21 protein-coding genes are annotated in these 12,344 nt (G+C 68.3%); all 21 read right to left on the bottom strand.

All coding sequences use genetic code 11. The annotated features are described in order from the left end of the window. Positions 1-35 precede the first annotated feature (35 nt). The 21 genes from rplQ to rplN all read right to left on the bottom strand — a co-directional run bounded on the left by rplQ (position 36) and on the right by rplN (position 12,299). A complete protein-coding gene (gene rplQ, locus AB0K07_RS19705) occupies positions 36-596 on the bottom strand; it encodes a 50S ribosomal protein L17 (protein WP_363756849.1) in 561 nt (186 codons plus the stop codon). Between the two features lie 34 nt (positions 597-630). Then, on the bottom strand, positions 631-1,653 hold the full coding sequence (locus AB0K07_RS19700) for a DNA-directed RNA polymerase subunit alpha (protein ID WP_089018953.1): 1,023 nt from the start codon (positions 1,651-1,653) through the stop codon (positions 631-633). Positions 1,654-1,752: 99 nt separating this feature from the next. Beyond that, positions 1,753-2,379 carry a 30S ribosomal protein S4 gene (rpsD, locus tag AB0K07_RS19695; protein WP_089018952.1) on the bottom strand — a complete coding sequence of 209 codons (627 nt, stop codon included), beginning with the start codon at positions 2,377-2,379 and terminating at the stop codon, positions 1,753-1,755. 13 nt (positions 2,380-2,392) lie between these two features. Further along, the gene (gene rpsK / locus AB0K07_RS19690) at positions 2,393-2,800 is read right to left on the bottom strand and encodes a 30S ribosomal protein S11 (protein ID WP_007073011.1); all 408 of its coding nucleotides are present in this window, start codon (positions 2,798-2,800) and stop codon (positions 2,393-2,395) included. A gap of 88 nt (positions 2,801-2,888) precedes the next feature. Beyond that, positions 2,889-3,269: a 30S ribosomal protein S13 gene (gene rpsM / locus AB0K07_RS19685; RefSeq protein WP_007465236.1), complete on the bottom strand. Its 381-nt coding sequence runs from the start codon at positions 3,267-3,269 to the stop codon at positions 2,889-2,891. Between the two features lie 266 nt (positions 3,270-3,535). Then, positions 3,536-3,649, bottom strand: coding sequence for a 50S ribosomal protein L36 (gene rpmJ / locus AB0K07_RS19680; protein ID WP_012184307.1), 114 nt, complete (start codon positions 3,647-3,649; stop codon positions 3,536-3,538). A gap of 91 nt (positions 3,650-3,740) precedes the next feature. Further along, positions 3,741-3,962, bottom strand: a complete 222-nt coding sequence (infA, locus tag AB0K07_RS19675; RefSeq protein ID WP_007073013.1) for a translation initiation factor IF-1 — start codon at positions 3,960-3,962, stop codon at positions 3,741-3,743. Between the two features lie 292 nt (positions 3,963-4,254). After that, positions 4,255-4,848, bottom strand: a complete 594-nt coding sequence (locus tag AB0K07_RS19670; RefSeq protein WP_363756848.1) for a DUF1707 domain-containing protein — start codon at positions 4,846-4,848, stop codon at positions 4,255-4,257. Between the two features lie 115 nt (positions 4,849-4,963). Beyond that, complete coding sequence (gene map / locus AB0K07_RS19665; RefSeq protein WP_363756847.1) at positions 4,964-5,815, bottom strand: type I methionyl aminopeptidase; 852 nt, start codon at positions 5,813-5,815, stop codon at positions 4,964-4,966. An 87-nt stretch (positions 5,816-5,902) separates the two neighbouring features. Then, on the bottom strand, positions 5,903-6,556 hold the full coding sequence (locus AB0K07_RS19660) for an adenylate kinase (RefSeq protein ID WP_363756846.1): 654 nt from the start codon (positions 6,554-6,556) through the stop codon (positions 5,903-5,905). Further along, a complete protein-coding gene (gene secY, locus AB0K07_RS19655) occupies positions 6,557-7,885 on the bottom strand; it encodes a preprotein translocase subunit SecY (protein WP_363756845.1) in 1,329 nt (442 codons plus the stop codon). Positions 7,886-8,118: 233 nt separating this feature from the next. Next, positions 8,119-8,562: a 50S ribosomal protein L15 gene (gene rplO, locus AB0K07_RS19650; RefSeq protein WP_030329906.1), complete on the bottom strand. Its 444-nt coding sequence runs from the start codon at positions 8,560-8,562 to the stop codon at positions 8,119-8,121. Beyond that, on the bottom strand, positions 8,562-8,744 hold the full coding sequence (gene rpmD / locus AB0K07_RS19645; protein WP_074314584.1) for a 50S ribosomal protein L30: 183 nt from the start codon (positions 8,742-8,744) through the stop codon (positions 8,562-8,564). The genes rplO and rpmD overlap by 1 nt, the downstream gene beginning before the upstream one ends. Beyond that, on the bottom strand, positions 8,744-9,358 hold the full coding sequence (rpsE, locus tag AB0K07_RS19640; protein ID WP_074314587.1) for a 30S ribosomal protein S5: 615 nt from the start codon (positions 9,356-9,358) through the stop codon (positions 8,744-8,746). The genes rpmD and rpsE overlap by 1 nt, the downstream gene beginning before the upstream one ends. Positions 9,359-9,391: 33 nt before the next feature. Next, the gene (rplR, locus tag AB0K07_RS19635; protein ID WP_363756844.1) at positions 9,392-9,781 is read right to left on the bottom strand and encodes a 50S ribosomal protein L18; all 390 of its coding nucleotides are present in this window, start codon (positions 9,779-9,781) and stop codon (positions 9,392-9,394) included. Beyond that, entirely contained in the window at positions 9,778-10,320 is a 543-nt protein-coding gene (gene rplF, locus AB0K07_RS19630; protein WP_363756843.1) for a 50S ribosomal protein L6, read from the bottom strand. Before rplF ends, rplR begins: the two co-directional genes overlap by 4 nt. A gap of 16 nt (positions 10,321-10,336) precedes the next feature. Beyond that, on the bottom strand, positions 10,337-10,744 hold the full coding sequence (gene rpsH / locus AB0K07_RS19625) for a 30S ribosomal protein S8 (protein ID WP_007465270.1): 408 nt from the start codon (positions 10,742-10,744) through the stop codon (positions 10,337-10,339). A 116-nt stretch (positions 10,745-10,860) separates the two neighbouring features. Further along, on the bottom strand, positions 10,861-11,046 hold the full coding sequence (locus tag AB0K07_RS19620) for a type Z 30S ribosomal protein S14 (protein ID WP_007073023.1): 186 nt from the start codon (positions 11,044-11,046) through the stop codon (positions 10,861-10,863). Position 11,047: 1 nt separating this feature from the next. Further along, the gene (gene rplE, locus AB0K07_RS19615) at positions 11,048-11,614 is read right to left on the bottom strand and encodes a 50S ribosomal protein L5 (RefSeq protein WP_074314595.1); all 567 of its coding nucleotides are present in this window, start codon (positions 11,612-11,614) and stop codon (positions 11,048-11,050) included. Then, positions 11,614-11,934 carry a 50S ribosomal protein L24 gene (gene rplX / locus AB0K07_RS19610; RefSeq protein WP_007465276.1) on the bottom strand — a complete coding sequence of 107 codons (321 nt, stop codon included), beginning with the start codon at positions 11,932-11,934 and terminating at the stop codon, positions 11,614-11,616. The genes rplE and rplX overlap by 1 nt, the downstream gene beginning before the upstream one ends. Next, positions 11,931-12,299, bottom strand: coding sequence for a 50S ribosomal protein L14 (gene rplN / locus AB0K07_RS19605; RefSeq protein WP_015619002.1), 369 nt, complete (start codon positions 12,297-12,299; stop codon positions 11,931-11,933). The genes rplX and rplN overlap by 4 nt, the downstream gene beginning before the upstream one ends. Positions 12,300-12,344: the final 45 nt, after the last annotated feature.

Here is a 12,344-nt window from a genome sequence, read left to right as displayed (position 1 = left end):
CCCGATGGGGTGCCGGGCCCGAACGATGCCCGAGATCAGGCCTTGTTCTCCTCGGTGGCGAGGTCGCTGTCCTCACGCGCCTCGGCGGTGTCACCGGACGCCGACACCGGCGGCTCGGAGTCCTGGTCGGCCTGGGCCGACTTCGGGGTCTCCTCCTCCGGGGCGAGCGCCTCGACCTTGTCCTGCTGCGCGGCCTTGCGGGCGGCGGTCTTCTTGTTCGCCTTCGGCTCGGCGACCTGAAGCTCCTCCACCAGCTCGATGACGACCATCGGAGCGTTGTCACCCTTGCGCGGGCCGGTCTTCACGATCCGGGTGTAACCGCCGGGGCGGTTGGCGTACCGGGGCGCGATCTGGTCGAACAGGGCGTAGACGACGTCCTTGTCCTTGACGACGCCCAGCACCCGCCGCCGCGAGGCCAGGTCACCGCGCTTGGCCTTGGTGATGAGCTGCTCGGCCAGCGGACGCAGCCGCCGGGCCTTCGTCTCGGTGGTCTTGATCTTGCCGTGCTGGAACAGCGCGGTGGCCAGGTTGGCCAGCATCAGCCGCTCGTGCGCGGGGCTGCCGCCGAGGCGGGGGCCCTTGGTGGGCGTGGGCATGCTTGGTGCTCCTCAGTTGTGGCGGCAGCGCGGACTAGAGCTGCTCGGTCTCGCGGTAGTCGTCGGTGTCGTAGTCGGCCTCGCCGAAGGTGTCCACGACGTGCGCCGGGTCGAAGTTCGGGGCCGAGTCCTTCAGCCCCAGACCCATCCCGGCGAGCTTCATCTTGACCTCGTCGATCGACTTCTGACCGAAGTTGCGGATGTCGAGGAGGTCGGCCTCGGTACGCCCGATGAGCTCACCAACGGTGTTGATGCCCTCGCGCTTGAGGCAGTTGTAGGAGCGGACGGTGAGGTCCAGCTCCTCGATCGGCAGGGCGAGGTCCGCCGCCAGCTGGGCGTCCTGCGGGGACGGCCCGATGTCGATACCCTCGGCGGTCTCGTCCAGCTCCCGAGCCAGACCGAACAGCTCCACCAGCGTCGAACCGGCGGAGGCCAGCGCGGTACGCGGGCCCATCGACGGCTTGGTCTCGACGTCGATGATCAGCCGGTCGAAGTCGGTCCGCTGCTCGACACGGGTCGCCTCGACGCGGTAGGTCACCTTCAGCACCGGCGAGTAGATCGAGTCGACCGGGATCCGGCCGATCTCCGCGCCGGACTGCTTGTTCTGCGCCGCCGTCACGTAGCCCCGGCCCCGCTCGACGGTCAGCTCCATGTCGAGCCGGCCCTTGCCGTTGAGGGTGGCGAGCTTGAGATCCGGGTTGTGCACCGAGACGCCGGCCGGCGGCTGGATGTCACCCGCGGTCACGTCGCCCGGGCCCTGCTTGCGCAGGTACATGCTGACCGGCTCGTCGTGCTCGGAGCTGACGCACAGCTCCTTGATGTTCATGACGAGCTCGACCACGTCCTCCTTGACACCGGGGATGGTGGTGAACTCGTGCAGGACGCCGTCGATCTTGATCGAGGTGACCGCCGCACCCGGGATCGACGACAGCAGCGTGCGCCGCAGCGAGTTGCCCAGGGTGTAGCCGAAGCCCGGCTCCAGCGGCTCGATGGCGAACCGCGACCGGGTCTCGTTGATCGACTCCTCGGAGAGGGAGGGTCGCTGGCTGATGAGCATGTTTTCTCTTCTCTTCCGGGACGCCCGCTATTTGACGCCCACGACACAAACTGTTCCGGTGGCCCGCCCCGGAGGGCGGGCCACCGCAACGAGCTCTGACTACTTGGAGTAGAGCTCGACGATCAGCTGCTCCTGGACCTGCGTGTCGATGACCTGCCGGGCCGGGAGGGAGTGCACGAGGATCTTCATCTGGCTGGGGATGGCCTCGAGCCACGCCGGGACAGCCCGCGAACCGGCCTGAGCCTGCGCCACGATGAACGGGGTGAGCTCCTTGCTCTTGCCCCGGACCTCGATGATGTCGTGCTCCTTGACGCGGTACGACGGAATGTCGACCTTCTTGCCGTTCACCGTGAAGTGACCGTGCTTGACCAGCTGGCGGGCCATGTCCCGCGAGTGGGCGTAGCCGGCCCGGTAAACGACGTTGTCCAGCCGCGACTCGAGGATCTGCAGGAGGACCTCACCGGTCTTGGCCTGCTTGCCAACGGCTTCCTCGTAGTAACCGCGGAACTGCTTCTCCAGCACGCCGTAGACGCGGCGGGCCTTCTGCTTCTCACGGAGCTGGAGCAGGTACTCCGTCTCCTTGGTACGGCCGCGGCCGTGCTGCCCGGGCGGGAACGGCCGGGACTCGAACGGGCACTTCGGGCCATCGCACTTGCTGCCCTTGAGGAACAGCTTCATCTTCTCCCGCCGGCAACGGCGGCAGTCAGCACCGGTGTAACGAGCCATCTCTCTCTACCTCTCAGACCCGGCGACGCTTCGGCGGACGGCATCCGTTGTGCGGCTGCGGCGTGACGTCGGAGATCTGCCCGACCTCGAGGCCCACGGCCTGCAGCGAACGGATGGCGGTCTCCCGGCCGGAGCCGGGGCCCTTGACGAACACGTCGACCTTGCGCATGCCGTGCTCCATGGCCCGACGCGCGGCGGCCTCGGCGGCCAGCTGCGCGGCGAACGGAGTCGACTTGCGGGAGCCCTTGAAGCCCACCTGGCCCGCGGAGGCCCAGGAGATGACCGCACCGGTCGGGTCCGTGATGGACACGATGGTGTTGTTGAACGTGCTCTTGATGTGCGCCTGCCCGTGGGCGACGTTCTTGCGTTCCTTGCGCCGGACCTTCTTTACAGCGGCTCCGGCACGAGCCTTCGGTGGCATAAGTCTTCTGCGCTCCTAGTTGACTTCCCGATACAGGTTGCGGCCTGGCCTAGCTCGGCGGACCCAGACCCGCATTCCGGTCTACGTCTTACTTCTTGCCGGGCTTCTTCTTGCCGGCGACGGTCCGCTTCGGGCCCTTGCGGGTCCGCGCGTTGGTCTTGGTCCGCTGGCCACGCACGGGCAGGCCCCGGCGGTGCCGGATGCCGGCGTAGCAGCCGATCTCGACCTTGCGACGGATGTCAGCGGCGACCTCGCGGCGCAGGTCGCCTTCAACCTTGTAGTTGCCCTCGATGTGGTCGCGGAGCTGCACGAGCTCCTCGTCCGTGAGGTCCCGAGCGCGCTTGTCCGGCGAGATGCCGGTGGCGGCGAGTGTCTCCAGGGCGCGGGTACGACCGACCCCGAAGATGTAGGTGAGCGCGATCTCCATCCGCTTCTCGCGGGGGAGATCCACGCCGACTAGACGTGCCATGTGCGGGCGTACTCCTCGTGATGTGTGGCGGAGGTGTGGACCCGTCCCACCCCGCTACCGGCCGTCCCGTCTTTCCGACGCGGTGAGCGCCGGCGACCGGGATCGGTCGCTGCCCGAGCGGGCCCCGGCCTCCGACCGGGGGTCAGCCACGCAGGAGTACGTCTCGCGTACCGCTCGCGGCTGGGACGAGCATGTGTGTTGTGTGTGTCGCTGGGGATCTGCCTGGACCGAACCCACCCGGCCGTGTTCCGGCCGGACGGGCTGAATCAGCCCTGGCGCTGCTTGTGGCGCGGGTCGGTGCAGATCACCATGACCCGGCCGTGCCGGCGGATCACCCGGCACTTGTTGCAGATCCTCTTGACGCTCGGCTTGACCTTCACGGTTGCCTTACTTCCCATCTGGCCCGGGGACGCGCGCAGCGCGAGACCGGACGTCGAAGACGGACACGGGACTTCCCGGCCGTCGTCAGGACTACTTGTAGCGGTAGACGATGCGCCCGCGGGTCAGGTCGTACGGCGAGAGTTCGACGACGACCCGGTCCTCCGGCAGGATGCGGATGTAGTGCTGCCGCATCTTGCCGCTGATGTGAGCCAGCACCTTGTGGCCGTTCGCGAGCTCCACCCGGAACATGGCGTTCGGCAGGGGCTCGATGACCCGACCCTCGATCTCAATGGCTCCGTCTTTTTTCGGCATGTCCTCCGCTGTCCTGACGTCGATTGCTCCGGGCGGCCCACAACGCCTTACACGGGAAACTGACCAAGATCAGAAAGCCCGCGCCAGCCGCGGCTCCAGCACCCACCGAAGCGCAGGGTGGGCATGCCGGAGTGGACGCTGTGCGCCGATCAGAAAGTGTACGCCGGCCTGCGGGTGGTCGCCAAACCGGCCACCCACCGCACCGCTGTGTCGGGCGCCGCTCCCCCCTCCGGGCTCCCGATGATCTCCGTCGAACCGCCGCCGACTCGTACGGCGACGCCCCGTCCGGGCGTCAGCCGGCCGGTCGCGGGTCGTCCCGTTCGTCCGGTTCGCCGGCCCGCAACGCCCTCCGGCGGTCCCGCTTCACCCGCTTGCGCTGCCGCCGGCGTTGCCTCTCGATCGCCCGCCGCCGTGGCTCTCCCCCGGCCAGCCCGGTGACCGTGCGGACCACCAGCACCGCGCCCCACGGCCCGGCCACCCAGGCCGGCCAGAAGTAGAGCACCTCCCGGCTGAGCAGCGAGGTCACCGCCCAGATGGTCACCACGATGGCGATCACCTTCAGGTACGGCAGCCACACCTCGGCCAGCCAGCGCGCCGTGACCCCGCCGGCCACCGCCGGGACGGGCTGACCCCCCGCAGCGCCGTCCAACGGCCCGGCGGCCGGTGTGGTGACCGACGCCAGCGTCGAGCGCTCCGGCGGCGCCACCGGCGGCAGATCGGTCAGCAGGGCGTCCAGCTCGGCGTAGGTGCGCGCGGCATAGGCCCGCTGCAACCGCTCGTCGTACTCGTGCAGGTCCAGTCGGCCCTCGCCGAGGGCCACCCGCAGCCGATCGGCCACCGCCTCACGGTCCGCGTCCGCCGCTCGCATCCCGTCGCGCCCGTTCATGCCGGCAAGCATGCCACCGTCACGCCAGCCGCGTCCGATCCGATCATCGCTCGCCGGTCCACCGGTCGGGCCGGTGCGCTCCCCTGCGCGGGGCTGGCCGGGCCGGTCGAGGCGGTCAGGACGCGGGCGAGGCGGCCGGCTGCCGCGCGGTGACCAGGTCGCCGAGTCGGGCCCGACCGCCGTCGAACGCGGTGAGCACCCAGACGCCATCCGGCAGCAGCGCCATCGAGTGCTCGACGTGCGCGGCCACCGACCCGTCCCGGGTGACGACCGTCCAACCGTCGGCCAGCTCGACGGTACGCGGCGACGCCATGGTGATCATGGGCTCGATGGCCAGCGCCATGCCGGGAACCAGTCGCGGGCCCTTGCCCGGCCGGCCGTGGTTGAGCACGTGCGGGTCCTGGTGCATCTCGGTGCCGATGCCGTGCCCGCCGTAGCCGTCGACGATGCCGTACCGGCCGCCCTTGCGGACCGCCGTCTCCACCGCGTGCGAGATGTCGGTGAGCCGTCCCTTGCCGCTGGCGGCACCGCGTGCGGCGGCGGCGATGCCGGCCCACATCGCGTCCTCGGCGACCTTGGCCATCTTGAGCAGCGCCGGGTCGACGTCACCGACCCCGACGGTGATCGCCGAGTCGCCGTGCCACCCGTCCAGCACCGCACCGCAGTCGATGGAGATCAGATCGCCGTCCCGGAGCACCTGCTCCGGCGAGGGGATGGCGTGCACGATCTGCTCGTTGACCGAGGAGCAGATCGACGCGGGGAAGCCGTGGTAGCCCATGAACGACGGGACGCCACCCGCCTCGCGGATGGTCGACTCGGCGATGGCGTCCAGGTCGGCGGTGCTCACGCCCGGGGCCACCGCCTCGCGCATCCGGCGCAGCGCCTCGGCCACCACCAGCCCGGCGGCCCGCATCTTCTCGATCTGGTCAGGGGTCTTCAGCTGGATGTCCAGCTGGGGACGACGCATGGAGCGATTACCTTTCGTTGCCGATCAGCGGAGCACGTGGCACGTACCCCGCTGATCGCACTCTATCCGCCGTGGCCCGGCCGGACCTCAGCCGCCGTACGACCGCAGCGCGTCTATGGCCCGCGTGGTGACGTCCTCCACCGGGCCGGTGGCGTCGATCCCGACCAGCTTGCCCTGGGCGCCGTAGTAGTCGACCAGTGGAGCGGTCTTCTCGCTGTACTCGCGCAGCCGCGTGGCGATGGTCTCCGGCTTGTCGTCGTCGCGCTGGAACAGCTCGGCGCCGCACCGGTCACAGACACCGGGCCGGGTGGTGGCGTCGAACTCGACGTGCCAGATCTTGCCGCAGCCCCGGCAGGTGCGCCGGCCGGAGAGCCGGCGGATCACCTCGTCGTCGTCGACCACCAGCTCCAGGACCAGGTCCAGTGCGGTGCCCAGGTCGGCCAGGAGCTTGTCCAGCGCGGCGGCCTGCGGAGTCGTCCGCGGGAAACCGTCGAGCAGGAACCCCTCGCTGGCGTCGGGCTCCGCCAGCCGGTCCCGGACCATGTTGATGGTGACCTCGTCCGGGACCAGCTCGCCCGCGTCCATGTACCGCTTCGCCTCGACACCGAGCGGCGTGCCCTGGGAGACGTTCGACCGGAAGATGTCCCCGGTCGAGATCTTGGGCACCGACAGGTGCGCGGCGATGAACTCGGCCTGCGTGCCCTTGCCCGCGCCCGGCGGGCCAACCAGAACGAGTCTCATCTACCGCAGGAACCCTTCGTAGTTCCGCTGCATGAGTTGGCTCTCGATCTGCTTAACGGTCTCCAGACCGACGCCGACCATGATGAGCACAGCGGTGCCGCCGAACGGGAAGTTCTGGTACTGCTGGTTGTCCAGCCAGATGAAGAAGAAGTTCGGCAGGATCGAGATGACGCCGAGGTAGAGCGCGCCCGGCAGGGTGATCCGGCTGAGGATGAAGTCCAGGTAGTCGGCCGTCGGCTTGCCCGGGCGGATACCCGGCACGAACCCGCCGTACTTCTTCATGTTGTCCGCGACCTCGGTCGGGTTGAACGTGATCGAGACGTAGAAGTACGTGAAGAAGATGATCAGCAGGAAGTAGACCGAGATGTAGATCGGGCTGCTCGGGTTGACCAGGTTGTTCTGGATCCAGGCCTGGGTCTTGCCCGGGTCGGTCTGGTCGAAGAACTGCAGGGCCAGCTGCGGCAGGTAGAGCAGCGACGAGCCGAAGATGACCGGGATCACACCGGCCTGGTTGACCTTGAGCGGGATGTAGGTCGAGGTGCCGCCGTACATCCGCCGGCCGATCATCCGCTTGGCGTACTGCACCGGGATGCGGCGCTGCGCCTGCTCGATGAAGGTGACCGCGGTGATGACCACCAGGACCAGCGCGATGACCAGGGCGAACATGTCCCAGCCCTTGCTGGTCTTGATCTGCCAGCCCTCGCTGGGCAGCCGCGCCGCGATCGAGGTGAAGATCAGGACGGACATGCCGTTGCCGACGCCCCGGTCGGTGATCAGCTCACCGAGCCACATGACCATGCCGGTGCCGGCGGTCATCGTCATCACCAAGATGGCCAGGGTCAGCCAGTCCGGGATGCCGGTGCCGGTCGGGATGATCGGGAACTGGTCGCAGCGGTTCTGGAAGAGCTGCCCGGAACGGGCCAGCGCCACGAACGCCGAAGCCTGCAGCACACCGAGACCGAGGGTCAGGTAGCGGGTGTACTGGGTGATCTTCGCCTGGCCGGCCTGGCCCTCCTTGCGGAGCTGCTCAAGGCGCGGGATCACGACGGTCAGCAGCTGCAGGATGATCGACGCGGTGATGTAGGGCATGATGCCCAGCGCGAAGACCGAGAGCTGTAGCAGCGCTCCGCCGGAGAAGAGGTTGAGCAGGTTCACCACCCCGGTGGTGTCACCCTGGATGGTGTCGAGGCACTTCTGCACGTTGCCGTACGAGACGCCCGGGCTGGGCAGCGTGGCACCCAGCCGGTAGACCGCGATGATGCCAACTGTGAACAGCAGCTTCTTGCGCAGGTCAGGCGTACGGAACGCACTGAGAAAGGCGGACAGCAACTTCTTCCTCCTGCGCGAGGCGGGCCGCCGGTGATCCCTGGCGGGTCGGGGTGGATCCCGGGCGAGCGCCCGGAATCCATGGCTGGGATGGGACTCTAACAGCCCCATCCCGGTCCGGGCAGATGTGCCCGGCTACATAAACCGATTGCGATATTACCGGGCGCATACGCCCCAGGCAGACCATGGCGCCCGCCAGTTGCTCACAACTGGACGGGCGCCATGGGTCGTACGCCTTACAGCTCGGTGACGGAGCCACCGGCGGCGGCGATCTTCTCCTTGGCCGACGCACTGAACGCGTGCGCCGACACCTGGAGCGCCACCCCGCCGAGATCCCCGGTGCCGAGGACCTTGACCGGGTGGCCCTTGCGGACCGCGCCGGACTCGACCAGCTCCAGCGGGCCGACCTGGCCGCCGTTCGGGAACAGCTCGGCGAGCCGGTCCAGGTTGACCACCTGGAAGACCACCTTGAACTTGTTCTTGAAGCCCTTCATCTTCGGAAGGCGCATGTGGATGGGCATCTGCCCACCCTCGAACGCCGCCGAGATGTTCTTGCGGGCCTTGGAACCCTTGGTACCGCGACCAGCGGTCTTGCCCTTGGAACCCTCACCGCGACCCACACGGGTCTTCGCGGTCTTGGAACCGGGCGCCGGGCGCAGGTGGTGCACCTTGATCGTCATTACTCGACCTCCTCGACCTTCACGAGGTGGTTCACAGTGAAGATCATGCCGCGGATCTCGGGCCGGTCCTCCTTGACCACCACGTCGTTGATCCGCTTGAGCCCGAGCGAACGCAGCGAGTCACGCTGGTTCTGCTTGGTCCCGATGCCGGATCGGACCTGGGTGACCTTCAGGCGTGCCATCAGTGCGCCACCCCCGCACGCGACGCCAGCATGGCGGCCGGCGCGACGTCCTCCACCGGCAGGCCACGACGCGCCGCGACCTGCTCGGGGGACTCGAGCCCCTTCAGGGCCGCCACGGTGGCGTGCACGATGTTGATCGGGTTCGACGAGCCGAGGCTCTTGGAGAGCACGTCGTGGATACCGGCGCACTCCAGAACGGCGCGCACCGGACCACCGGCGATGACACCCGTACCGGCCGAGGCCGGCTTGAGCAGCACCACACCAGCGGCGTCCTCACCCGTCACCGGGTGCGGGATCGACTGGCCGATCCGCGGAACCTTGAAGAAGTGCTTCTTGGCCTCCTCGACACCCTTGGCGATGGCCGCGGGCACCTCCTTGGCCTTTCCGTAGCCCACGCCGACCGTGCCGTCGCCGTCACCAACGATCACCAGGGCGGTGAAGCTGAAGCGACGACCACCCTTCACGACCTTGGCGACGCGGTTGATCGCGACGACCCGCTCGAGGTGCGGGGTCTTCTCGACGGGCGCGTTTCCGCGGCCGCCCTCACGGCGGTTGTCGCGGCGACCACCCTCGTTGCCACCGGACCCGCCGCCACGGCGCTGTTGACCTGGCATCAGCAGCCTTCCTTATCTCTCGTGACGGGGTTGTTAGAACTCGAGCCCGGCTTCGCGGGCGGCGTCGGCAAGCGCGGCGACTCGCCCCGCGTACCGGTTGCCACCGCGGTCGAAGACGACCTTGGAGATGCCGGCGGCCTTGGCCCGCTCGGCGAGCAGGGCGCCCACCTTGCCGGCGAGGGCGCTCTTGTCGCCCTCCGCACCGCGCAGCGAGGCGTCCAGGCTCGACGCCGACGCCAGGGTGTGACCCTTGGTGTCGTCGACGATCTGGGCGACCATGTGCCGCAGCGAACGGGTGACGACCAGGCGCGGACGCTCGGCCGTACCGCTGACGTTCTTGCGGACGCGGAAGTGCCGACGCGCACGCCCAACGGCGCGCTTGGCGGCGACGCCGCGGCGGCGCTTGAGCAGCGTGGCGCTCACTTCTTACCTGCCTTTCCGGCCTTGCGGCGGATGACCTCGCCCTGGTACTTCACGCCCTTGCCCTTGTAGGGCTCCGGCGGGCGGATCTTCCGGATGTTGGCGGCGACCTCACCGACCTGCTGCTTGTCGATGCCAGCAACGTGGAACAGGGTCGGCCGCTCCACCGTGAAGGTGATGCCCGCCGGGGCGGGGACGACCACCGGGTGCGAGAACCCGAGCGCGAACTCGAGGTCCGTGCCCTTGGCGGTGACCCGGTAACCGGTGCCGGCGATCTCCAGGCTCTTGCGGTAGCCCTCGGTGACCCCGACGATCATGTTGGCGACCAACGTGCGGCTCAGGCCGTGGAGCTCCTTGGCCTTGCGCTCGTCGTTCGGGCGGTTGACGCTCAGCTGCCCGTCCTCGGCCCGCTCGATCGTGATCGGCTCGGCGAGGGTGTGCTGGAGCTGGCCCTTCGGGCCCTTGACCTTGACGGTCTGCCCGTCGATCGTGATGTCGACGCCGGCTGGTACCGGGATCGACTTACGTCCAATTCGCGACATTTCTACCTGTCTCCCGTTACCAGACGAAGGCGAGGACTTCCCCGCCAACACTCCGCTTGCGGGCCTGCCGGTCGGTCAGCAGCCCCTGGGACGTCGAAATGATCGCCACGCCCAGCCCACCGAGCACCCGCGGGAGCCCGTCCGACTTGGCGTACACCCGGAGACCGGGCTTGGACACGCGCTTGATGCCGGCCAGGCTCCGCTCCCGGTTCTGGCCGTACTTCAGCTCGACGACCAGTCGCTTGCCGACGGCGCCCTCCTCGGGCTCCTCGACCGACCAGGTGGCGATGTAACCCTCGGCCTTCAGGACCTCGGCGATGTTCGCCTTGATCTTGGAGTAGGGCATCTTCACCTGATCGTGGTACGCCTGGTTGGCGTTACGCAGACGCGTGAGCATGTCTGCGATCGGGTCGGTCATCGTCATGGATTTCGTCAGCCTTTCTCGCCGGGGTTCCCGGGGCATCAGCCCCGGGCCTACGGCGAAGAGCAATACCTAATCGGTGCAGGAGTTCCCGGCTGACAGCCGGGACGCGGTCGCCCTTACCAGGAAGCCTTGGACACGCCCGGCAGCTCACCGCGGTGGGCCATCTCCCGGATGCACACCCGGCAGAGACCGAACTTGCGGTAGACCGCCTTCGGACGCCCGCACCGCTGGCAGCGGGTGTACGCGCGAACCGAGAACTTCGGCTTCGCGGCCGCCTTGAGGATCAGCGCCTTCTTGGCCATCTCAGTTCTCCTTGAACGGGAAGCCCAGGAGCTTGAGCAGCGCCCGGCCCTCGTCGTCGGTCGTGGCGGTGGTGACCACCGTGATGTCCATGCCCCGCTGGCGATCGATCCGGTCCTGGTCGATCTCGTGGAACACCGACTGTTCGGTCAGACCGAACGTGTAGTTGCCGTGCCCGTCGAGCTTGCGCCCGTCCAGACCGCGGAAGTCGCGGATACGCGGCAGCGCGATGGACAGCAGCCGGTCCAGGAACTCCCACATCCGGTCACCGCGAAGGGTGACCTTCGCGCCGATCGGCATGCCCTCGCGGAGCTTGAACTGCGCGATGGACTTGGTCGCCCGCCGCACCTGCGGCTTCTGGCCGGTGATCGTGGCGAGGTCGCGGACCGCGCCATCGATCAGCTTGGCGTCGCGAGCAGCCTCGCCGACACCCATGTTGACGACGATCTTGACCAGCCGCGGCACCTGCATGGGGTTGCCGTAGCTGTGCTGCTCACGCAGCTGGGCCACGATCTCGTTGCGGTACCGCTCCTTGAGGCGCGGCATGGTCTTTTCGGTAGCCGTGGTCATCACAGGTCCTTACCGGTGCTACGCGCGATGCGGACCTTCTGGCCGTTGTCGTCGATCCGGTAACCGACGCGGGTCGGCTTGCCGTCGGAGTCCAGGACCTGCACGTTCGAGACGTGGATCGGGGCCTCCTGGGTGACGATGCCGCCGGTCTTGGCGCCACGCTGGGTGGTGCTGATGCGGGTGTGCTTCTTGACCCGGTTCACGCCCTCGACCAGGACCTTGTCCTGCCGCGGGTAGGCCGCAATGACCTTGCCCTTGGCACCCTTGTCCTTGCCGGCGATGACGACGACCGTGTCGCCCTTCTTGACCTTCACGGTCACAACACCTCCGGCGCGAGGGAAATGATCTTCATGAACCGCTTGTCCCGCAGCTCCCGGCCCACCGGGCCGAAGATGCGGGTACCGCGCGGGTCCCCGCCGTCCTTGATGATGACGGCGGCGTTCTCGTCGAAGCGGATGTACGAGCCGTCCGGCCGCCGCTTCTCCTTGGCGGTGCGGACGATGACCGCCTTGACGACGTCGCCCTTCTTGACACCGGCACCCGGGATCGCGTCCTTGACGGTGGCCACGATGACGTCGCCGATGCTCGCGTAGCGCCGACCGGAGCCACCGAGAACCCGGATGCACAGGATCTCCCGAGCACCCGTGTTGTCGGCGACGCGCAGTCGCGACTCCTGCTGAATCACGTCTATCTCCTATGTCTGCCGGTTCTCCGGCCGCCGTGGCGGCCG

This window comes from Micromonospora sp. NPDC049301, assembly GCF_040678715.1.
Classification (GTDB): Bacteria; Actinomycetota; Actinomycetes; order Mycobacteriales; family Micromonosporaceae; genus Micromonospora.
This window is presented reverse-complemented; position numbering and strand designations above follow the sequence as displayed.